Source organism: Sphingobium fluminis (assembly GCF_037723805.1).
In the GTDB taxonomy this organism is placed as follows: Bacteria; Pseudomonadota; Alphaproteobacteria; order Sphingomonadales; family Sphingomonadaceae; genus Sphingobium.
In genome coordinates this window covers 523,625-543,703 of record NZ_JBBJUK010000001.1, presented here as the reverse complement: position 1 = coordinate 543,703, position 20,079 = coordinate 523,625, and the positions used below count along the sequence as shown (strand labels likewise).

The 20,079-nt window shown below is 64.0% G+C and carries 21 protein-coding genes and 3 pseudogenes; 13 read left to right on the top strand and 11 right to left on the bottom strand.

Translation table 11 applies throughout. From position 1 onward, the window contains the following. Nucleotides 1-13: 13 nt before the first annotated feature. The 7 genes from WG907_RS02670 to mscL all read right to left on the bottom strand — a co-directional run bounded on the left by WG907_RS02670 (nt 14) and on the right by mscL (nt 6,385). Nucleotides 14-886 (bottom strand): CheR family methyltransferase, encoded by an 873-nt coding sequence (locus WG907_RS02670; protein WP_340231036.1) that lies wholly within the window; start codon nt 884-886, stop codon nt 14-16. 5 nt (nt 887-891) lie between these two features. Continuing rightward, the gene (locus WG907_RS02665; protein ID WP_340231035.1) at nt 892-1,980 is read right to left on the bottom strand and encodes a chemotaxis protein CheB; all 1,089 of its coding nucleotides are present in this window, start codon (nt 1,978-1,980) and stop codon (nt 892-894) included. 133 nt (nt 1,981-2,113) lie between these two features. Next, nucleotides 2,114-2,479: a response regulator gene (locus WG907_RS02660; RefSeq protein WP_340231034.1), complete on the bottom strand. Its 366-nt coding sequence runs from the start codon at nt 2,477-2,479 to the stop codon at nt 2,114-2,116. 80 nt (nt 2,480-2,559) lie between these two features. Continuing rightward, nucleotides 2,560-2,997, bottom strand: coding sequence for a chemotaxis protein CheW (locus WG907_RS02655; RefSeq protein WP_340231802.1), 438 nt, complete (start codon nt 2,995-2,997; stop codon nt 2,560-2,562). 11 nt (nt 2,998-3,008) lie between these two features. Then, nucleotides 3,009-5,378, bottom strand: a complete 2,370-nt coding sequence (locus tag WG907_RS02650) for a chemotaxis protein CheA (RefSeq protein WP_340231033.1) — start codon at nt 5,376-5,378, stop codon at nt 3,009-3,011. Nucleotides 5,379-5,534: 156 nt separating this feature from the next. Then, complete coding sequence (locus WG907_RS02645; protein WP_340231032.1) at nt 5,535-5,804, bottom strand: hypothetical protein; 270 nt, start codon at nt 5,802-5,804, stop codon at nt 5,535-5,537. Between the two features lie 143 nt (nt 5,805-5,947). After that, a complete protein-coding gene (gene mscL / locus WG907_RS02640) occupies nt 5,948-6,385 on the bottom strand; it encodes a large conductance mechanosensitive channel protein MscL (protein ID WP_340231031.1) in 438 nt (145 codons plus the stop codon). Nucleotides 6,386-6,503: 118 nt separating this feature from the next. Between mscL and WG907_RS02635 the strand changes: the two genes are divergently transcribed. From WG907_RS02635 to WG907_RS02620, 4 genes are read left to right on the top strand one after another with little or no spacing between them, the layout of a single operon-like run. After that, nucleotides 6,504-7,106, top strand: a complete 603-nt coding sequence (locus WG907_RS02635; protein WP_340231030.1) for a LemA family protein — start codon at nt 6,504-6,506, stop codon at nt 7,104-7,106. Between the two features lie 4 nt (nt 7,107-7,110). Then, on the top strand, nt 7,111-7,902 hold the full coding sequence (locus WG907_RS02630) for a TPM domain-containing protein (protein WP_340231029.1): 792 nt from the start codon (nt 7,111-7,113) through the stop codon (nt 7,900-7,902). After that, on the top strand, nt 7,902-8,579 hold the full coding sequence (locus WG907_RS02625) for a TPM domain-containing protein (protein WP_340231801.1): 678 nt from the start codon (nt 7,902-7,904) through the stop codon (nt 8,577-8,579). The genes WG907_RS02630 and WG907_RS02625 overlap by 1 nt, the downstream gene beginning before the upstream one ends. Beyond that, nucleotides 8,576-9,115: an NUDIX hydrolase gene (locus tag WG907_RS02620; protein WP_340231028.1), complete on the top strand. Its 540-nt coding sequence runs from the start codon at nt 8,576-8,578 to the stop codon at nt 9,113-9,115. Before WG907_RS02625 ends, WG907_RS02620 begins: the two co-directional genes overlap by 4 nt. Nucleotides 9,116-9,122: 7 nt before the next feature. On the opposite strand, the gene WG907_RS02615 is transcribed toward WG907_RS02620, so the two are convergent. Further along, nucleotides 9,123-9,581, bottom strand: a complete 459-nt coding sequence (locus WG907_RS02615) for a DUF6456 domain-containing protein (protein ID WP_340231027.1) — start codon at nt 9,579-9,581, stop codon at nt 9,123-9,125. A gap of 96 nt (nt 9,582-9,677) precedes the next feature. Between WG907_RS02615 and WG907_RS02610 the strand changes: the two genes are divergently transcribed. Both WG907_RS02610 and WG907_RS02605 read left to right on the top strand, forming a co-directional pair. Then, nucleotides 9,678-10,241 (top strand): helix-turn-helix domain-containing protein, encoded by a 564-nt coding sequence (locus WG907_RS02610; RefSeq protein ID WP_340231026.1) that lies wholly within the window; start codon nt 9,678-9,680, stop codon nt 10,239-10,241. Between the two features lie 45 nt (nt 10,242-10,286). After that, nucleotides 10,287-11,471: a glycosyltransferase gene (locus WG907_RS02605; RefSeq protein ID WP_340231025.1), complete on the top strand. Its 1,185-nt coding sequence runs from the start codon at nt 10,287-10,289 to the stop codon at nt 11,469-11,471. Here the strand turns inward: WG907_RS02605 and WG907_RS02600 are convergent. Next, nucleotides 11,468-13,114 (bottom strand): molybdopterin-dependent oxidoreductase, encoded by a 1,647-nt coding sequence (locus WG907_RS02600; RefSeq protein ID WP_340231024.1) that lies wholly within the window; start codon nt 13,112-13,114, stop codon nt 11,468-11,470. The genes WG907_RS02605 and WG907_RS02600 overlap by 4 nt on opposite strands. Nucleotides 13,115-13,274: 160 nt before the next feature. Here WG907_RS02600 and modA point away from each other — a divergent pair, with 160 nt between their 5' ends. The 7 genes and pseudogenes from modA to WG907_RS02565 all read left to right on the top strand — a co-directional run. Beyond that, a complete protein-coding gene (gene modA / locus WG907_RS02595; protein ID WP_445326752.1) occupies nt 13,275-14,060 on the top strand; it encodes a molybdate ABC transporter substrate-binding protein in 786 nt (261 codons plus the stop codon). A gap of 5 nt (nt 14,061-14,065) precedes the next feature. Continuing rightward, entirely contained in the window at nt 14,066-14,761 is a 696-nt protein-coding gene (gene modB, locus WG907_RS02590) for a molybdate ABC transporter permease subunit (RefSeq protein WP_340231798.1), read from the top strand. Beyond that, the gene (locus tag WG907_RS02585; protein ID WP_340231023.1) at nt 14,751-15,362 is read left to right on the top strand and encodes an ATP-binding cassette domain-containing protein; all 612 of its coding nucleotides are present in this window, start codon (nt 14,751-14,753) and stop codon (nt 15,360-15,362) included. Before modB ends, WG907_RS02585 begins: the two co-directional genes overlap by 11 nt. Nucleotides 15,363-15,431: 69 nt before the next feature. Next, nucleotides 15,432-15,964: pseudogene (locus WG907_RS02580) on the top strand (sugar nucleotidyltransferase); the annotation flags it as partial. A gap of 101 nt (nt 15,965-16,065) precedes the next feature. Beyond that, a pseudogene (locus tag WG907_RS02575) lies at nt 16,066-16,119 on the top strand (hypothetical protein); the annotation flags it as partial. Between the two features lie 193 nt (nt 16,120-16,312). Further along, entirely contained in the window at nt 16,313-16,474 is a 162-nt protein-coding gene (locus WG907_RS02570) for a GDP-mannose 4,6-dehydratase (protein ID WP_340231797.1), read from the top strand. A 15-nt stretch (nt 16,475-16,489) separates the two neighbouring features. Next, nucleotides 16,490-16,600, top strand: a pseudogene (locus WG907_RS02565) (NAD(P)-dependent oxidoreductase); the annotation flags it as partial. Between the two features lie 719 nt (nt 16,601-17,319). Here WG907_RS02565 and WG907_RS02560 read toward each other — a convergent pair. Together WG907_RS02560 and WG907_RS02555 are read right to left on the bottom strand one after the other, a co-directional pair. Continuing rightward, the gene (locus WG907_RS02560) at nt 17,320-19,491 is read right to left on the bottom strand and encodes a glycosyltransferase (RefSeq protein ID WP_340231022.1); all 2,172 of its coding nucleotides are present in this window, start codon (nt 19,489-19,491) and stop codon (nt 17,320-17,322) included. A 12-nt stretch (nt 19,492-19,503) separates the two neighbouring features. Then, nucleotides 19,504-20,037, bottom strand: coding sequence for a hypothetical protein (locus tag WG907_RS02555; RefSeq protein WP_340231021.1), 534 nt, complete (start codon nt 20,035-20,037; stop codon nt 19,504-19,506). Nucleotides 20,038-20,079: the final 42 nt, after the last annotated feature.

Below are 20,079 nucleotides of genomic sequence, written 5' to 3'. Positions count from 1 at the left end.
AACCGATAAGCGCTCAAAGCGCCCGGCGCATCGCGCCGTCGGGCTGGGCGAGCGCGGCGGGCCTGCGGGCGTAGCTGCCACGAAAATCGGGGTGGGGAACGAAATCGTCGCTTTGGCCGATCACGGTCTCGCCCGCCCCCAACAGGAGGACGGACCCTGTATGGCTGTGACGCGCAAGCAGGCGGAGCACCGCCTGCCGCCTTTCGGCCGTGAAATAGAGCAGCACGTTGCGGCAGAACAGAAGATCATAAAATCCCGTCGGCGCGCGCGGATCGAACAGATTATCGGTTCTAAACTCGATCATTCCGCGCAGTTCCGCACTCGCCTGCCAGTCGTCGCCGACGGGTTCGAACCATTTGAGCAGATCGCCGACGGCAAGGCCCCGCTGGACGTCCATCTGGGAGAAGATACCCGACTGCGCCTGCGCAATGGCGGCGGTGGAAATGTCGGTCGCCAGGATTTCGATCCGCCAGCCGCGCCAGCGGGCAGCGTCGTTGCGGAAGCGGATCGCCAGCGAATAGGCTTCCTGCCCGGTGGAACAGCCCGCGCTCCAGATCCGCAACCGGCGATCCTTCCGGTCGGCATGGAGATGCGGCAGGATATGCCGGTGGATCATGTCGAAAGTCTGGAGGTCGCGAAAGAAGCTGCTTTCATTATTGAGCAGCGCGTTGACGACATCGGCTTCAAGCCGCCGGTCGCGCGAGCGGGCAAGGTGAAGCGCCAGTGCGTCGATATCCGCAAATTCATGGGCGCGCAGTAGAGGCTTGAGCGCCGTTTCCATGCGCCAGGACCGGCTTTCCGACAGGATCTGGCCTGTCCGCGCCTCCAGCAGGCCCGACAGGATGCGGGCGGCGCCCTGTAATCCGGCGGGGGGTCTGGTCGGCATCGCCGTCATTCGACGGCCTGTGCGCGACGCGCGACGAAATCCATGATGGCCGGCGGTTCGAGCAGCGCGCTGGTAAGCCCTGCCCCGGCGACCGACCCCGGCATGCCCCAAACGACGCTGCTCGCCTCGTCCTGCGCGACGATCCAGCCACCGGCGGCGACGATGTCGCGCGCCCCGGCCGTGCCGTCGCGGCCCATTCCGGTCAGGACGACGCCCGCAGCGCCGGCGCCATAGACCTGGGCCATGCTCGAAAACATCGGATCGACGCCCGGCAGGTTACCTGCCGGCGTCCGATCGGGATTGAGGACAATGGTCACCCGGCCGTCCATGCCCCGGCGCAATTGCAAATTGGCGTCGCCCGGCGCCACGAATATGGTGTCGGGCACGAGCAGGTCGCCGGTTTCCGCCACCTTGACCCGCAAGCTGGTCATGCGCGCCAGCTGCTGCGTGAAATAGGCGGTGAAGCTCGCGGGCAGATGCTGGGTCAGGACGATCGGCACGCCGAGCGGCGCGGCGAGCCCCTGGAACAGCTGACCGAGGGCATGGATGCCGCCGGTCGACGCGCCCACGCCCAGACAGGCCAGCTTATGCCTCGCCATATTCGGCATCGTGCGCAAAATGGGGTGAGCGGGGGCGGGTGTGGCCGTCCCGGTGGAGCGCCCGACCAGACGCAGCAAACGGTCGATCAGCGCCTGGGGAAAATGTTCGCCGAAACTGCCGCTGCCCGGCTTGGACACGATATCGCCGGCACCCAGGGCCAGCGCTTCGATGGCGACACCGCTGCCCTCGTCGCAATTGGCGGACAGAATCGCGACCTTGGCGCGAGGCGCTGCCTGCAGGATCGCGGGCAGTGCCGCGAGGCCGCTCTGGCCCGGCAGCTCGATATCGAGCAGCACCAGATCGACCTCATGCGCATGGAGATAGGCGAGCGCATGTTCGGCGGTGTTGGTCTTATGGACGACGGTGAAAGCGGGATGCTCGTTCAAAATGCGCTCGATCACGGTGCGCACCACGACCGAATCGTCGACGACCAGCGCCCGCACCACCCCGGAGGGGCTGCGGTTGCTGGCCATGATCGGCATCATCGCGGACATTGACGGGGCTTTCTAGAACGGGAGAGGCTGTAAACGGTGGGTCGGGGGTGCTGGATTTTTGTTTTTACGCGATTTAGCTTCGCTGGCCTGCGGCTCCCAGTCATCAGATGACGCCATCTGATTGGAAATCGCTCTAGATGACGCCGACGATGACCAGCTTGCTTTCCAGCGTCTCGCGGTCGAACGGCTTCATCACATATTCGTCCGCACCGGCCTCGACCGCCGCCTTGATATGGCTGATGCCGTTTTCGGTGGTGCAGAAGATGATCTTGGGGCGGGCGGACAGCTTTGCATGGGTCAGTGCCTGAAGAAACTCCATGCCGCTCATCACCGGCATGTTCCAGTCGAGCAGGACGACATCGGGCGCGGCGGCTTCGCACTGGGTCAGCGCATCGCGCCCGTCGACCGCTTCGCTGACCGTCAGGTCCAGCGACTCCAATATGTGACGCGCGACCTTTCGGATGACCTTGGAATCATCGACGACCAGACAGTTTTTCATGAAGCAACCCTTGTTTTGCGTCCTGTGCGACGATGCTTAACCGGCAAAACACAGTATTTGGTAAACGCTCCGGCGGATATTCACGCCGCCTGCGCCACCGCCCCCGCGTCGATGAAGCCGGCGAGCGAAATGAGCAGATGCGGGTCGCCTTCATGGTAGACGACCGCGCGGGCATAGCCGGCCCAGACCGGATCGAGCTGGCCTTGCAGCGGCCGTTCGCCCTTCGCGACATGGCAGATGTCCGACACGCCATCGACCATCAGGCCATAGCTATGGCCGCTGATGTTGGCGATGATCGCGAGATCGCGCCGCTCGGGGGGGGTCGGCGTGCCCAGGATCAACGCGGCCACATCGACGATGGTCAGCACGCGGCTGCGCAAGGCCGACAGGCCGGCGACATGCGCGCCCATGCCGGGCACCGGCGAAATTTCGGCCAGTTTGACGACGGCCTCGACTTCGCTGGCGTCGACCGCGACGCGCACGCCCGCGAGGGTCGCGAAGAGATAGAGTTGATGCATGGCCATTCCCCCTAACCCCGCGTTCCGGCGATCGCCGCCATCAGCGCGTCCCGATCATAGCGGTAGACGCTGCCGTCGGGCGCGCCCGGCGGCCGGGGCGACGCGCGCAGATGGACGACGCGGCAGCCCATGGCCTCGGCGGCCTGCGCGGCATCCGCATCCGCGCTCAACACGATGTCATCGGGTCGCGCGGGGGCATCGAGCGGCAGCCCCAGCACGACCTCATGTCCCGCCTGATGCAGCAACGGCGCCAGTATCTCGCGCGTCCAGCCATCGTCGGCATCGGCCAGAAGACAGCGCCGGCCCCGCCCCTCCTGAACCGGTTCCAGCGCCGCGAACAGCGCAAAGGGATTGAGCACTTCAAGCGGCTCGCCGTCGACCATGGCGACGCCGCTCAACAGACCCTGCATCGCAACAAGGTCGGGCACGACCGGCATCTGGACGATGTCGAGCACCGCGGCGACGGGATAGCAGATTTCGAGGTCGCCATCGCGCAGGCGAAGCGCCGACACCCTTGGCTGCGCGAAGACTTGCGGCGGATGGGCGACGGGCACCAGCCGGCCGTCCAGGCGGACAAACGCACGGCCGCCCGACTGGCCGAAGGCGGCGGCGTCGATATCCTCCACCCGATCTATCAGATAGAGTTTGAGCAGGCGGCGTTCGCCCGACAATTCCTCGAATCGCAGCGCCGGCACCATCTGGACGCAGGTCCGGCGGTCGGCCTTGTCCGATTGCTGCCCGGCACGATCGTCGATCATGTCGGGCAGGCGCGCGGCCTTGGCGAGGCCGCCCGCATCCAGCAGCAGCATCGGCTTGCCATTGTCGGGCAGGGTCATGCCGGCATAGACGCCCCGCGCCATGACTAGCGGCGAGGCCGGACGAATAACCAGTTCCTCATGATTGTCGACCGCCGACACGCCAAGGGCAAAGGGCACGCCAGTGGACGATCGCACCACCATGATCGCCCGTGGCCCCTGCTGTTCGGGCTTGTCCATGCCCAGCACGTCTTCCAGGTCGATCATCGAATGGCGGACCGACCGGATGGTCGCGATCTTCGCGCCGCCCACCGTGGCGATGCCCAGCGTTTCATTGGTGTCGTGCAGGATTTCCACGACCGCCGAGCGGGGAATGGCGAAATGGAGTCCGCCCGCGCGAATGATGAGCCCGGGAATGATGGTGAGGGTCAGCGGCACGCGCAACGTGATGCACAGCCCCTGCCCCGGATGATTGTCGATCGCGATGACCCCGCCGATACGTTCGACATTGGCGCGCACGACGTCCATGCCGACGCCGCGCCCGGAAACCGCCGTGACCTGCGCGGCGGTGGACAGACCCGGCAGGAAGACGAGGTCGAGCCGCTCCGCTTCGCTCATGCGCGCGGCGGCGTCCGGCGTCAGCCGACCGGCGGCGATCGCTTTTTCCACGAGGCGCGTGGTGTTGATGCCGGCGCCGTCATCGCGGATTTCGATGACGATCTGATTGCCGGACTGGCGCGCGTCGAGGCGCAGCAGCCCGGTTTCGGGCTTGCCCAGCGCGCGCCGCTTTTCCGGGGTTTCGATGCCATGGTCGATGCTGTTGCGGACGATATGGGTCAGCGGGTCGACGACCATTTCGACCATTTCGCGGTCCATTTCGACGTCGCCGCCTTCGAGCCTGAGGTCGATCCGCTTGCCAAGGTCGTGACCAAGATCGCGCACCATACGCGGGATCGCGGCGAACAGCCGTTCGACCCGCTGCATCCGCGTCTTGGAAATCGCATCGCGCATGTCGGCGACGCAGCTCGACAGCCGCTCGAACGCGCTTTCCAGTTCGGGATCGGCCGATCGGTCGCGCAGCTTGCGCGACAGTTCGTTGCGGGCCAGCACCATGTCGGACACGCCGTTCATCAACTGATCGATCAGCGATAGCGGCAGTCGGATCGTGCGCGGGCCGCTTTGGCCGCCGGCCTGTTTGGAGACGGGATGGTTGACCTCGACGCCCGACGTTACGGGGAGAAGCGCTGGGGCGCTTTCGTCCGGCGCGCTGAGCGCCGCGATCAGAAATTCGTCATTTTCATTGGGCAGCGCGTCGCCTGCGGCGACTGCTTCGGCCAGTTCGCCGATTCGGTCCATCACACCCAGGACCGCGTTCACCGTCGCCGGGTCGGGCGAGCGTTTGCCGGCGCGGATGTCGGACAGCACATCTTCCGCCGCGTGGCTCAACCGTTCGAATCGGGGCAGGTTGAGGAAGCCGCAGCTGCCCTTGACCGTGTGGAAGAAGCGGAAAATGGCGTCGAGCCGGTCGCTGTCGGTCGGGTCCGCTTCCCACGCGACGACCTCGCCCGCGAGCGCTTCCAGCGTTTCCTGGGTTTCGGAAATGAATTCCTGAAGTAGCTCGTCCATGCTCCACGATCCGACAGAGGTGCTGGCCGAAAGGGGCGCGCCACCGCACCATGGAGAACGCGTGGTTAAAGTGCCGTTAAAAGGTGCCGGATAAGAAAAGAGGCGCCGCGACCGAAATCGCGACGCCTCCCTTCAGCTTGGCTGAGACGCGAGAGCTTAGTGCTTGGCGTCTACGGCATCGGCGGCATTCTCGCCTGCGTCGCGCGTCGCGTCGGCCTTGTTCTCCAGCGCGTCGGCAGCATGCTCGGCAGCGTTGGACGCATTGCCCGACAGGTTGTCGGCCGCTGCTTCCAGATTGTCAGCCTGATTGTCGATCTTGTCCGCCTGATTCTCGTAAGCGTTCTGGACATTGTCCGCCTGCTTCGACTGGCACGCGCCAAGCGCGATCAGGCTGGCCATGCCCAAGACTTTGACGAAAGTTTTCACGGCGTATTCTCCTGTTATGCCCCCAGGGGCTGACGTCAATCGGCGCGGGCCGGGCGGATTTCACCGCCCACAACCCTGACGCGGATGAACCAGTCGTGCAACCGATGGTTCCCCGCATCGGCTCCACTCGTCGCATTAGCAGCTTATTTTTTCAAGGAATCCCGGATCTCGCGCAATAAAAGAACGTCTTCGGGCGTCGCAATGGGTTCCGCAGAGGCGGCTTCCTCGCGGGGCATCAGCCGGTTCACGGCCTTGACCAGCAGAAAGATGATGAAGGCGAGGATCAAAAAATTGACGAAGACCGTCAGAAATTCTCCCCAGCCGATCGTGGCTACCCCCGCCGCCTTCAAATCGGCATAGCTTTCCGGATTGCCCTTGAACCCGGCCGGGAGAGCGCCGAGGCGCAGGAAGTAGCCCGAAAAATCGGCGCCGCCGAAAAGGAAGCCGACGACGGGCATGATGAGGTCGTCGGTCAGCGACTTGGTGATGGTGGCGAACGCCCCGCCGATGATGACGCCGACAGCCAGGTCCATGACGTTGCCGCGATTGATGAAATTCTTGAATTCGGTGAGAAGCCCCATGATCGCCCCCTTGGCAGAAAGATCGGCCGGCTTAAAAAAGCGCCGCAGCCAGCATGGGGCGTTGCGCCCGATCGGACAACCACCTATTTCCGGGACGAAACAATGGGTAAGGATGTCCATGCCGATGCTCCGCCGCTTTAAAGCCATTCTGCTTCCCCTCGCCGGCGCGCTTGCGCTGTCCGCCTGCGGCATCAACAGCGTGCCCACCGCCGAGGAGGCCGCCAAGGCCAAATGGGCTGACGTGCAGGCGCAATATCAGCGCCGCTCCAATCTGGTCGGCAATCTGGTCGCCACGGTGAAGGCCGCAGGCAAGCAGGAGCAGGATACGCTCGTCAAGGTGACGGAGGCGCGGGCGAAGGCGACGTCGGTGCAGGTCAATGCCGCCGATCTTTCCGACCCCGCCAAGGTTGCGCAGTTCCAGGCGGCGCAGGCGCAACTGAGCCAGGGGCTTGGCCGGTTGCTCGCGTCGGTCGAGGCCTATCCCGACCTCAAGTCCAACCAGAATTTCCTCGACCTCCAGTCCCAACTGGAAGGCACCGAGAACCGCATCGCCGTCGCCATCCGCGACTATAATGGCGCGGTGCAGGACTATAATACGCGCATCCGCACCTTCCCCGACGCGATCGGCGCGAAGCTGATCCATGGGGCCAAGCCCATGACCCCGTTCCAGGCGACGACGCCGGGCGCGGAAGAAGCGCCGAAGGTCGATTTCGGCAAATGATGCGATGATCGCCCGATGGCTCCTGTGCCTCGCGCTGCTGGCGTTCGCTCCGGCGGCGCAGGCGCAGAGCTTTCCCACATTCAACGATAGCGGCGTCGTCGATGCTGCCAACCTGCTCGATCCGGCGCAGGAGCTGGCGCTCAGCCGGAAACTGATCGCGCAGAAGACAGCGAGCGGGCGGTCGCTGATCGTCGCGACCATCCCCGATCTTCAGGGCTATGATATTTCCGACTATGGCTATCGGCTGGGTCGGGCCTGGGGCATTGGCGACAAGGCGAAGAATGACGGCGCGCTGCTGATCGTCGCGCCCAATGACCGCAAGGTGCGGATCGAGGTCGGCTATGGGCTCGAAGGCTTTCTGACCGACGCCCTGTCATCCCAGATCATCCGCAACGCCATCACCCCGCGGTTCAAGGCGGGCGACATGGCTGGCGGCATCGACGCGGGGGTGGACCAGATCAGTAGCGTGCTGGCCTTGCCACCCGATGAAGCCAGGGCGCGGGCGGCTGCGGCGGAAACCGAGACTCGCCAGCAGAGCAGCAACGGCGGCGGCGCCAGTTTCTGGATCGTGATCTTCATCGTCTTCTTTCTGGTCCTGCCGATGCTGTCGCGGATGCGCGGCGGCAAGCGCTATGGGCGCGGCGGCGGCGGGCCTATCATCCTGTGGGGACCGGGCGCCGGCAATTCCGGCTGGGGATCGGGGTTCGGCGGCGGCGGATCGGGCTGGGGCGGCGGTGGTGGCGGATTTGGCGGCGGCGGCGGCTTCGGCGGCGGCGGCGCATCGGGGGACTGGTGATGGAGGTGCGCCTGACCGAAGCCGATCATGATCTCGTCGGTGCGGCCGTCGGTCAGGCGGAGGCGCACACGTCGGGCGAGATCGTGACGATCGTCGCCTGCCGGTCGGACAGCTATCATGATGTGGGCCTCAGCTGGGCGGCGGCGGCAGTATTCGTGGCGCTCGCTTTCGCGGCTGCCTTTCCGGCCGAAGTTCGCGGCCTGCTCTCGATGCTGCTGCGCGACTGGGAGCATGAACTGGCCGACTGGAAGCTGCTGACCGGGCTATTGGGGCTGCTGATCCTCAAATTCCTCGTCGTGCGCTATCTGCTGGCGATCATGAAGCTGCGCATGCTGGTCACGCCCAAAGCCACCAAGGCGCGCCGGGTGCGCCGCCGCGCCATCCTGTTGTTCCGCACGGCGGCAGAGGCGCGAACGCGCGGGCGGACGGGGGTGCTGATCTATCTGTCGCTCGACGAACATCGCGCCGAAATCGTCGCCGACCACGCTATCGATGAAAAGGTCGCGCCTGAGGTGTGGGGCGACGCCATGATCGCGCTGGTCGGGCATGTTCGTGACGGTCGGCCCGGCGAGGGGCTGGCGGAGGCGGTGCGGCAGGTCGGCATCATCCTTGCGGCGCATTTCCCGCGCGACAATGATGACATCAACGAACTGCCCGACCGGCTGATCGAATTATGAGCAGGGAGGATGCGCCGCCCGAAGAGGTGATGTGGCAGGGGCGATTCATTACGGCCAGACGGCGCGGCCAGTGGGAATATGTCGGCCGCGCGCGGGGCATCCGTGCCGCCGTGATCGTGGCGGTCGACGACGCGTCCGATGGCCGCCATGTCCTGCTGGTCGATCAGTATCGCGTGCCGCTGGGCAAGCGCTGCATCGAACTGCCGGCCGGCCTGGTCGGCGACGAGGATGAGGGCGAGGAGGCGACAGGAGCGGCCGCGCGGGAGCTGGAGGAAGAGACCGGCTATCGAGCGGGACGGCTTGAAACATTGGGCGAATTTTTCAGCTCGCCCGGCATGGTGTCGGAAAGTTTCACCCTGTTCCGCGCGCATGATCTGGTGAAGAACGGGCCGGGCGGCGGCGTCGACGGCGAGGATATTCGCGTGCTGCGAGTGCCGCTGGTCGATATCCATGCGCGGATCGCGGCCTTGCGCGGCGAAGGCTATGCGATCGACGTCAAGATTCTGTTGCTGCTCGGCGCCGGCCTGATCGGGTAGAGCGGCGCTAGGGCACTCGATACCATGTCGCCACCCGGTCGAGCGCGAGCGTCAGGACGAGCTTTCCCGCTCGGGTCGGCCAGCCCAGCGCCCGTTCGGCGGCGACCAGCCCTTCGCCCGCGCAGGCGACTCGCCACAATATGTCGGCAAGACCGGGGCCGGCCATGCGGATCGCCCCGTCGAAGCGTTCGCGCGCGGTCAATTGGGCATGGGTCGGATCGACCGCTGCGCCCGGCCCGCGCCGCCCGCTTTGTGTCGGCGCGGCATCCCAGCGCATCGTGACCCGCGCGCCCAGCCCCGCTTTTTCCCAGTCGGCCCGCAGCCGGTCGCCCGCGACATAATGGCGCTGGCTCAAATGGCCCCGCGCATGCAGCCATGCGAGCGGCGATTCGCCGATATTCACTGATACAGTCTGCCGCCGGCCGCTCGGGTCCTCGATCGATTGTTCGACAACTTGGGCGCGCATGCTGATCTCCCTGATCCGGTTGAAGGCCATGACGCTTGCCATAATCGCGATAATATAGGACAGAGGAAAAACCAAATGGGTAAATAGCAGGTGACGATGATCACGCGTATAAGAGAGGTTCGCCGAGCCAGAGGCCTTACCTTGGACCAGGTTGGCGCGTTATGCGACCCGCCGACGACGGCCCAGACCATCGGCCGGCTGGAAACGGGCACGCGCACCGTATCGGTCAAATGGCTGAACCGGATCGCGCTCGCGCTCGGCGTCACCACCGCCGATCTTGTCGACATGCCGGGACAGAATAATGTGCCTGTGGCGGCGTTGCTTGGGCCTGAAGGCGCACGCGCGCCGACCCGCCCGCTCGCCTTCACCCTGCCCGCCGCCGGTGGCGAGACGATCGGCGTGCATGTCAGCGGCAGCATCGGCGATTATCGTCATGGCGATGAAATCTGGTGTCGCCGGATCGCGCCGGCGGACTTTGCCGCAGCGGTCAACCGTGACCTGCTGCTGCCGCGCCCGGCCGGGCGATTTCTCTTCGGCCGGCTCATCGGGCGCGAGGCGGACCGGTTGCATATCCTGCCATTGGGGGCCGGCGCGCGCCAGCAGGTGATCAGCGATCCGCCATGGGCCGCGGTTGCCGCACAACTCGTCCGACGTCTTTAATCGCGCCCTAACCTTAACTTAAGGGCCATGTCATAAGGGAAAGCCATGACGCTGAACGTCCTCATGCTCTCCACCCTGTTCCCGGACATGAGCCGGCCGAATTTCGGCGTTTTCGTGGAGCGGCAGGCGCGCGAACTGGCCAGCCGTACCGAAGCGAGCGTGACCGTGGTCGCACCGGTTGGCCTGCCCATCTGGCCGCTGTCGCTCGCCGGCCGCTACGCGCCGCTGCGCGCGCTGCCCCGGCAGGAGCGGTGGCGCGATCTGACGGTGTATCGCCCGATCTTCTCCATCATTCCCAAATTCGGCGGCCGGACGAATGTCGCGGCTATGACCCGTGCGATCCTGCCGCTGGTCAGGCGGCTGCATGCGCAGCGGCCGTTCGACGTGATCGATGCGAGCTTCTTCTTCCCCGACGGCCCGGTGGCGCAGCAGCTGGCGCGGGCGCTCGGCATTCCCTATTCGGTCAAGGCGCGCGGGGCGGACATTCATTATTGGGGCGCGCGCAAGGGCACGCGCGCGATGGTGCGCAGCGCGGCCGACGACGCCGCCGGCCTGCTCGCCGTGTCGGGTGCGATGCGCCGGTCGATGATCGCGATGGGCATCGATGGGGACAAGATCCGGGTCCATTATACCGGGGTGGACCTCGACCATTTCGAAATCGCCGATCGCGCCGCGGCCAAAGCTGCCCTGGGTTTCGAAGGACCTGTCGTCCTGTCGGTCGGTGCGTTGATCCCGCGCAAGGGCCAGGATCTGCTCGTACGCGCGCTGCCGCTGTTGCCAGGGGTTACCCTCTTGCTGGCGGGACAGGGCCAGTATCGGCGAACGCTCGAAGGCCTCGCGCAGCAACTGGGCGTCGAACGGCGGATCGGTTTTCTGGGATCGGTGCCGCATCATAAACTGCCGCGCGTCTATGCCGCCGCCGACGTCATGGCGCTGGCTTCCGCGTCCGAAGGCCTCGCCAATGCGTGGGTCGAATCGCTCGCCTGCGGGACGCCGATCGTCATCAGCGACGTGGGCGGCGCGCGCGAGCTGCTGGACCAGCCGCAGGCCGGCCGGATTGTCGCTCGCGCGCCGGAAGCCATTGCGGATGCGATCCGGGCGCTGCTGGCGGACCCGCCCGAGCCGGCGGATGTGCGGGCAAGCGCGCTGCGATTTACCTGGGCGGCCAATGGCGACCTGCTGCTGGCGCATCTTTCGGCGATCGCGGCCGAGGACCGCCCTACCCCTTAAAGCCAGCTGGGAACCAGCCGCGCCCGGCCGTCAGGGGTCGGAAAATGGCCGTCGTCGAACGGCGCGCCACCCCAGCGCCAAGGCGTGAGCTCGTCATAGGCCGGATTGGAAACGGACGCATGGCGGCGCAGGTCGAACAGGCGCGCGCCGTCATTCTGATAAGCGGCGAGCCGCGCATGTTCGCGGTAGATGTCGGCGGGATGCTCATAGGGGAAAGCCGATCCCCAGCCCATGGCATTGGCGACCTTCATCACCATCCACCAGGGCGCGCGCGCTTCTCCCGGCGGGGTCAGGACCGGACGATGCCGGCTGATGAGGCGGTCGGCGCTCGTCATCGTCCCATTTCTTTCCAGCCCGGCGACGGCCGGCAGGACGATATCGATATGGTGCGCGAGGTCGGGATCGAGCCGGTCGGTCGCCATTATGGTGAAGGGGCTGAGCGCAATCGCTTGCCGCATGAGCGGGTCGTCGAGCGACGCGCCGCCGAACAACCAAAGGATATCGATCTCACCCCGGCGGATCGCCTCGACCAGCGGCTCGCCGGCAAGGCCGGGTGATCGCGCCATCGACGGTGCCGACCAGAAGCGCGCCACCCGGTCGACGGCGTCCGGGGCGAAGTCCATGTGGGCGGCGAGATCCGATGCCAAGCAGCCCGCCTCGCGCGCGCCCATGCCATTGCCGGCCCGGCCGATGATCATCGGCGCGGCGCCGCGTCGGCCAATCCGCCCCGTGGCCAGATGCAGGTTGAGGATGGCGGCGGCCAGATCGCGGTTTGGGCGATCCTCATCCTCGGGCACGAACAGGGACACCAGCCGCGACTGGGCGGCGACCCGGTCGAAAAAGGCGCGGATGGCGGATGGCGGCAAGCCGCAGGTCTGCGCCACCGACCAAAGATCATGCCCCCGCCGCAGGTCGCGCCAGAAATGCGTCGACGCGTTCACCGCCTGATCCAGCCAAGCGGCGTCGAGCAGGCCCGCATCGCGGCAATGGAGCAGAAGGCCGGCGAGCAGCGTGCTTTCGGTGCCGGGCCGCACTGGCAGGCCAAGGTCCGGGGCGGCACGCGATTCGGGCTCGCTGCGCCCGATCCTTATGAGGCGCAAGCCGTTCTGGGCGCGCGCCGCCTCGATCCGGTCGAACAGGATCGGGTGCGTCGAGGCGATATCGGCACCGATCTGGATCAGCACGTCCGCCTGCTCCAGATCCTCATAGGTGGCCGGCGTTACATCTTCGCCCAAAGCCGCGATGTGCGCTGCGGCGATGCCGCCCCCCTCCCCGTGCGCCAGGCCGATATGCGCGGTGCCAAGAAATCCCTTCATCAGCTTGTTGGCGGCGTAATAATCCTCTGTCAGCAGGTCGCCCGCCATCTGCATCGCCACGCGCGACCCGGACCGGTCGTCCGCCAGCCGGCGCGTGATGGCCGCAACCGCGCGGTCCCAGCCGACTCGCCGTCCCCCGACCAGCGGATGCAGAAGGCGTCCGGCGAGCGCCTTCTCCTCCCCGAGTGCAAGCCCGCGCTCGCACAGGGCTCCGGCGTTGGCGGGATGCACGGTGTCGCCCTCGATCGCCAGATCGCGGCCGGGGTCTAGTCTCGCGCGCACACCGCAGCCAACGCTACATTCGCCGCAAAGCGTCCGGACGATCATGTCAGTCGCGGCCCTGCCGGCATGGTCGGTCTTTAGATGAGAGCGGGGTGCGCATGATGCGCCGGCCCTTAGCGGAGTGGGGGTCGAGAAAAAAGCATCTCGGCGCGCGGCGGTGGGCGCGGCCATTGCGCCGCTGCGCCGTGCGCGGCACAGTGCCGCCATGAAACGCAGGATTTTCTCGCCTGGCGCCTGGCTTGCGCTGTTGCTGACCATGCTCGCGCCGTTCGCTCCACCGGCCCTTGCCAGACCGGGAAAAGGGCCGCTGATATTGTCCGCCATCAGCCTGCAGGACGTTATGAACAAGGCGGCCGATAACTGGGCGGCGCAGGGTCACGCCCGCCCGATCCTGTCCTTCGCCGGTTCCCCGGCGCTCGCCCGGCAGATCAGGGCGGGCGCGCCGGCCGACCTTTTCGTGTCGGCGGACGAGCAGTGGATGGACGATATCGAGCGGGGAGGCCTGGTGCGTGCTGGCACACGCGCCGATCTGGCCGCGAACCGGCTCGTCCTGATCGCGCCGGTGGGCCATGCGCCGCGACTGCGCATGGGCCGGGGCATTGCGATTGCCCGCGCGCTCGGGCGATCGCGGCTGGCCATGGCCGATCCCGACAGCGTGCCGGCGGGCCGATATGGCAAGGCGGCGCTGGCATCGCTCGGCGTCTGGCACTCGGTCGCGAACAAGGTGGCGCGGGTCGACAATGTCCGCGCGGCGCTGGCGCTGGTCGAACGGGGCGAAGCGGCGCTCGGGATCGTCTATGCCACGGATGCCCGCGCGTCGCGGCTGGTGAGCGTGGTCGGGACATTTCCGCCGGCCAGTCATCCGCCGATCCGTTATCCGCTCGCGCGCCTTAAAAGCAGCCGTAACGCCGATGCAGAGGGTTTTCGACGGTTCCTGCTGTCGCGGCAGACACGCCCGCTGCTGGCCCGCTACGGCTTCATCGCGCCTTGAGCCCGATATTGTCTGCGCAGGAATGGGAGATATTGGGTCTGTCGCTGAAGGTGGGCATGGTCGCCGTCTTCGCGATTTTGCCGCTCGCTTTCCTGCTGGCCTGGGCGCTGGCGCGGTGGCGCTTTCCCGGCAAGCTGTTCCTCGATGCGCTGGTGCACCTGCCTCTCGTCCTGCCGCCGGTGGTGACGGGCTGGCTGCTGCTGCTGCTGTTCGGGACGAACGGGCTGATCGGCCGCTGGCTGGCGGAGTCGCTCGGCGTCATCCTGCTGTTTCGCTGGACCGGCGCCGCGCTCGCCGCCGCGATCATGGCGCTGCCACTGATGGTGCGCGCGATGCGGCTTTCGATCGAAGCGGTCGACAGGCGGCTGGAGGACGCCGCCAGGACGCTGGGCGCGGGGGCGGCGCGCATATTCCTGACCATGTCGCTGCCGCTCGCCATGCCGGGCATATTGGCGGGCATCACGCTTGGCTTTGCCCGATCGATCGGCGAGTTCGGGGCGACGATCACCTTCGTGTCCGACATTCCGGGGGAGACGCGCACCTTGCCGATCGCCATTTATGCGGGGCTTCAAACACCGGGCGGGGAAGCGATGGTCAGTCGGCTGGCGATCCTGTCCGTGCTGCTGTCGCTCGGCGCGCTGATGATCTCCGAGCTGCTGGCGCGGCGGATGGCGCAAGGCGGACCCTATAATGGGCTTTGACATCGACATTAGCGGGCGCGCGGGCGAGCGGCGGATCGCGTTCCAGTGCCGGGACGATGGCGGCCTGGTCGCGCTGGCGGGGCCGTCGGGCGTCGGCAAGTCCAGCGTGCTCAATATGGTGGCCGGGCTGCTTCGTCCCGAACGCGGCCATATCCGCATCGGCGGTCAGACCCTGTTCGACAGTTTTGCCCGGATCGACCTGTCGTCCGCGCGGCGGCGAGCGGGCTATGTGTTTCAGGATCGCCGGCTGTTTCCGCACATGCGGGTGCGAGCCAACCTGATGTACGGACGGCGAGAGGGCGCGCTCGTCACGTTCGACGAGGTGCTGGCGTTCCTTGGGATCGGCCATCTGCTCGACCGCTGGCCCGCCACCCTGTCGGGCGGCGAGACGCAGCGCGTGGCGATCGGCCGGGCACTGCTGTCGGCGCCCGATTTCCTGCTGCTCGACGAGCCCCTCTCCTCGCTCGATCCGCCGCGTAAGGCGGAAATCCAGGAGGCGATCGATCAGATCCGCAGCCGGATCGCGCTGCCGATCCTGTATGTCACGCACGATGCGGCGGAGGCGGAACGGCTGTCGGCACAGATCGTGGTGATGGGTTAGGCATAATCGTAGCCGGCTGCTCGCGCTCATCTTTCTTCATCTTGGCTGGCGGTAGCGGCGGCCGCTTAGTTTGGCATCTGCCTCTCCTGTGCGGAACAGGCGCAGGCGAACGGCCTTGCCGAAGCCTTCGTCATCGGTGCCGACCATGTCGCCAGTGGCCCCAACGCGCTGATAGTTGGAGACAATATCTATCATGGCGAAAAACTGGGCGAGCGCTGCAGGGCGGCCGGCGGTGGCGCGACCGTCTTTGCCTAACATGTCGATGATCCGGAACGCTATGGTGTGGCGGAGTTGGATTCCCAAAGCGGCAAAGCCATCAGCATCGAAGAGAAGCCCGCGCATCCCAAATCCAACTGGGCGATCACGGCCTGTATTTCTACGATCAGGATGTAGTGGGGATAGCCCGGTCGATCCGCCCTTCCCCCACGCGGCGAACTGGAGATCACCGACGTTAACCGGGCCTATCTCGAGCGGGCGACCTGCATGTGTCGCATCTTGGGCGCGGCTATGCCTGGCTCGACACCGGCACGCACGACGCCTTGCAGGATGCAAACGCGTTCGTTCGTACGATCGAGCACAGGACCGGGGTCAAAATCGCCTCGCTGAAGGCGGTCGATAACGCCGATAATCATCGCTTCGTCGAAGGCGACATCGCACCCCGCTCGTCCACTCGCTGCTGCGCGAAGAGCGGGTAGATGGCATCATGCATCTTGCCGCCGAAACGCACGTCGACCGGTCGATCGACGGTCCTGCCGCCTTTATCGAAACCAATGTCGTGGGCACATTCCACCTGTTGTCTGCGGCGCTCGACTATTGGCGCGGGCTGGACCTGACAGGCGGGACGGCTTTCGCTTTGACCATGTTTCGACCGATGAAGTCTTGGCGCCCCTATCATTTCCCCGAAAAGCTGATCCCACCCACTATCCTGAACGCACTGGAGGGGCGGTCCCCTGCCGGTCTATGGCCAGGGAGCCAATACTCGCGACTGGCTGTTCGTCGAGGATCACGCCCTGGCGCTGGGCCAGATATTGGCGCGCGGCCGGATCGGCGAAAGCTATAATGTCGGCGGCCGAAACGAGCGTACCAATTTGGAGGTGGTCGAGGCGATCTGATCGACCTGCGCCCGCCGCCCGGCCAATTCCAGGCTCGATTGCAGACGGTTCGAAGATGTCTTCGACTTTCGCATGCCGGCATGGCAATCGTCCGTCGCCGCAACGGTCGCGCAGCTTGGAGAATGATCGTTTCGCGGGCCATAGCGGAGCAGGGCGTCGATCTATCGGGCGGCGTTGCTCCCCGTCACCGCGCGATGGATGCCGGGCCGGCGACATCCATCCGGTAACCTGGGTAGGGCGGTGATCCGATTGCATCGGATCACCGCTCTAAATTTTTGTTATTACGCGATTTAGCTGGCTTGCCTGCGACTCCGAGTCATCAGATGATTGGCTTCGCCAAACTGCGTTTCCATCTGATTGGAAATCACCCTATGCCCGTGGGGTTCCATCATGAATTGATGATGGCAACTGCAAGGTGGATCCTGGCCTCGAAGCGCCGGGCAGTTTGCAAACTCGCATTGCGATGCGCTTGAGCTCTTTGATTTTGCAGCCATGGACCTTGATGATGGTGGCATCGACCATGGCATATTCCGATGTCCGGTTCCTCCGACATGGGATCAAAAATCCTTTTTAAAAATCGGCTTCGCGCCAATCTCGGAGGCGCTGGAATGCCTTGCTCCAGTTGCCGAACATGGCAAGGCAGACCACTTCATGGCCGCCCGTTCGCACAATCCACAGCGCGGCCTCCATGAACAGCCGGCGTTCCCCCCGCTTCGTCCAGGGTCAGTCGCCTTGCCCAGACCGTGCGGTCCATCTTCACCCATTGGGTGTGTCAGTACAAAACGGCCTTTCAGATCATGAGTCACATCTCCGGTAGAAGTGGGAATCCTAAATCCCCACGATTCCTAGATGAAAATCATCCTGCATTGCGGATTGATATAGGAGACGGCCGTAGAGACGTTGCTCACCACGTGAAATAGAACGTCGCATTTTCCCATAAGAAAGGCGTCCCTTATCACTTCTCGTGCCATGGAAGTCGACCAGTTTTCTTCCGATGATGCGACGATATGTTGAAGCTGAAAGCCGTCGGCATTCTTCTCTTTTGCGGAGTCGAATTTGCTGTCTTCCACGTCCGTCGTTCGTCGAGCGTCTTCGACGACGGCGAGACGATCTCCGAACTCCTGCTTGAACCGTCGAACTACACGCTCCTGATCGGTCGCCAAAAACACTTTCCAGCTCCGGCTTTTTGGTACTTCATCTTCCACCAGACGGCGGATGCGCCTGATATAATCATTTGTATGTGCGATCAACGCGCCGGGCTGCTCTACTGTGTGGCTGGGATGCCGGACATGCGCGCCGATGATGAAGGCATCCTCAAGATGATCCGAAGCGAAAGTCGCGACTTCCTTTTTAAGGCCCGGCTCGAGTATGATATGATCCTGCAACACACGATGATACTGGTTGCGGAAACCCTGAAAATCCGGTGACTTATACAGCCGATATGCGTTGACATAAGTCATCAGCGGTTCGCGGCTTGTATTGAAAAGATCGTCCGGAATTTCGCTTCCCTCATACAGGAATTTCGGATCTTCGAACTGTGCCGCATCCAGACCATAAAGCGGTTCGAAAAATTTTGTCCAAATATTGCCGTCTTCGGGTCGACCATAACAAAAGCTGACCGGCTTGCTTCCAGCGTGACGGCCTTTGAACCGGTTAACGTCCCAGTCGGGAAGCACCATATGCACCCGGTGGTCTTGCTGCGCCCAGGCGAGATGCGTGAAAAAGACGTTGAAGATCGAGAAAAACCCGGCATCATGCGCAGGAATAACCACACGACGACAACCCGACAATCCGCCCGATGAGCGGATGATCTTTGCGCTAAAGGCTCGATATTCATCACTTATGACGACTTCGGGCGGTGATTGGGGTGACCGGCGGAATTTGCCGATAGCGGGATCGATAAGCTCCGCGACTGCATTGGATAGACGAGAGAAAGAGAAATCAGCGGCGCGATTGCGTCGGTCTATTACCGTCTCGGCATAGGATCCGTTTCTTACATAATCGATCGCCTTGCCGATTGTCTGAACGGCGTCATCTAGCCTGACCACGCGCTGCTCGCCGAAAACGCGATTGTCGATTTCCGGAAAACGCGCAGGCATTTTCTCCGGCGCTGCGACCATGAATACGCCGGGTGTGCCGCCTAACTCTATATGGCCGCCGACGTTGGAAAGTACGCACACCTTGCCCATAGCAAGCGCTTCACGGGGGCCGATCGAATATCCTTCTCCGCGTGAAAGATTGGCGAATATGTCGATCGTATCTATGAGGTCGGTCTTGGCCTCAATCGACATATTTTCGGTGCTGAGAATGACATTATCGACTTCGGCCCGTTCGATCTCCCGTTTTACGCGATCCACGGCACCCGGGAACGCCAGATTGGAGTGCAGCAATAACTCGACATCAGCCAAGCCTCTACACGCTTCGGCGAAAGCCCTGAGCAGCAAGGGGGTTCCCTTGCGAGGATGAAAGGCGGCAACGCAGCCGACCCTGATCTTTTTAGAGGGTTCGACAAAAGGCCTGCGCAGCAGCGGCTCCAGGTCCAGCGGCGGCGGAACGCAGATGATAGGAACTTCGCAACCGCTACGTTCGAGCGGCTCGCGCAAATGCGGACTTGTGATCACGGCTGCGTCGTAACGCGCATTGAGGATATTCATCCACTCGCTAGGGAAGACATCCGAGTCCCAGACGATGCACGCCAGTCTGAGGCCGGTCGAAGGCACCAGAGTGTAATTAAGATCCCACGTACCATTCCAAAATACGTCCACGAAGATCGACGCTTTGAGGGTTTGCCCACGCCACACCGGCACGGATCTCCCATTAGGCAATTTAATTTCCCGCTCCTCCCGAAGATTGGGCTCGGTCGGAAGAATACAGGTCGGGAAACTCCTGGAAAGCGCTTCCGCGAAGGAATAGGTCAACAATCCTATGCCACTGCTAAAATTGCAGCGTCCGATAACGCAAATCTCGGCACCGATGCTGCCTTGCATCACGCGGCCCAACTCGTTTGGAAAAACCATGCCGCTCCGCCTTTATGGACGCTTACGTTTCGGGACATTATCATTGTTCTGGACTGGCGGTGCTGGCGCGACCGTCGGTTTCGGCTTATCCAGCTTTGCGATCTTATCAGTCAGATCAGTCACGCTTTGCAGCAATCGCACTCTTTCGGTCTCGTAATTCCATATCCGGTCCTCAAGGAAGCCGATATATTCGTTCCGCACATTTATCTGTGCTTGAGTAGACGTGACGAAATCACGTTCCGCGTGACCGAATTTATAATAGTTGACCTCATCCACCAAGGTTTGACGCTGAAGTGCGAATACTGCGGCGGCACGGTTCGACTCGAACAATTCCTGGTGATACTCGTCCCGCTCGCGAGACAGACTTTCCAGCTTTCGAGTCAGCTCCGCCACAATATCGTCTGGATGCGTTGTCACTGCTCCGGTAACACCTGACGATAAAATGATTTTATCTGCAGCGGGCCCTGAAGATGAGGCGTATGCTGACATGCCGACCCCCGTCGTTACTTTCTCGTTTTTATCATCACTATTGCCAGCATCTGACATGGCGATACCCTTTCATCAACGCGGAAAGTTAAGTATCGTATA

Bases quoted from the DNA above. Each gene is read 5' to 3' on its own strand.
- WG907_RS02630 (WP_340231029.1), top strand. From the start codon at position 7,111: ATGATCGCCCGATGGCTCCTGTGCCTCGCGCTGCTGGCGTTCGCTCCG.
- WG907_RS02615 (WP_340231027.1), bottom strand. From the start codon at position 9,581: ATGCGCGCCCAAGTTGTCGAACAATCGATCGAGGACCCGAGCGGCCGG.
- WG907_RS02620 (WP_340231028.1), top strand. From the start codon at position 8,576: ATGAGCAGGGAGGATGCGCCGCCCGAAGAGGTGATGTGGCAGGGGCGA.
- WG907_RS02585 (WP_340231023.1), top strand. From the start codon at position 14,751: ATGGGCTTTGACATCGACATTAGCGGGCGCGCGGGCGAGCGGCGGATC.
- WG907_RS02560 (WP_340231022.1), bottom strand. From the start codon at position 19,491: ATGGTTTTTCCAAACGAGTTGGGCCGCGTGATGCAAGGCAGCATCGGT.
- WG907_RS02605 (WP_340231025.1), top strand. From the start codon at position 10,287: ATGACGCTGAACGTCCTCATGCTCTCCACCCTGTTCCCGGACATGAGC.
- mscL (WP_340231031.1), bottom strand. From the start codon at position 6,385: ATGGGGCTTCTCACCGAATTCAAGAATTTCATCAATCGCGGCAACGTC.
- WG907_RS02600 (WP_340231024.1), bottom strand. From the start codon at position 13,114: ATGATCGTCCGGACGCTTTGCGGCGAATGTAGCGTTGGCTGCGGTGTG.
- WG907_RS02610 (WP_340231026.1), top strand. From the start codon at position 9,678: ATGATCACGCGTATAAGAGAGGTTCGCCGAGCCAGAGGCCTTACCTTG.
- WG907_RS02635 (WP_340231030.1), top strand. From the start codon at position 6,504: ATGCCGATGCTCCGCCGCTTTAAAGCCATTCTGCTTCCCCTCGCCGGC.
- WG907_RS02655 (WP_340231802.1), bottom strand. From the start codon at position 2,997: ATGCATCAACTCTATCTCTTCGCGACCCTCGCGGGCGTGCGCGTCGCG.
- WG907_RS02555 (WP_340231021.1), bottom strand. From the start codon at position 20,037: ATGTCAGATGCTGGCAATAGTGATGATAAAAACGAGAAAGTAACGACG.
- WG907_RS02665 (WP_340231035.1), bottom strand. From the start codon at position 1,980: ATGTCCGCGATGATGCCGATCATGGCCAGCAACCGCAGCCCCTCCGGG.
- WG907_RS02650 (WP_340231033.1), bottom strand. From the start codon at position 5,378: ATGGACGAGCTACTTCAGGAATTCATTTCCGAAACCCAGGAAACGCTG.
- WG907_RS02670 (WP_340231036.1), bottom strand. From the start codon at position 886: ATGCCGACCAGACCCCCCGCCGGATTACAGGGCGCCGCCCGCATCCTG.
- WG907_RS02625 (WP_340231801.1), top strand. From the start codon at position 7,902: ATGGAGGTGCGCCTGACCGAAGCCGATCATGATCTCGTCGGTGCGGCC.
- WG907_RS02660 (WP_340231034.1), bottom strand. From the start codon at position 2,479: ATGAAAAACTGTCTGGTCGTCGATGATTCCAAGGTCATCCGAAAGGTC.
- modA (WP_445326752.1), top strand. From the start codon at position 13,275: ATGAAACGCAGGATTTTCTCGCCTGGCGCCTGGCTTGCGCTGTTGCTG.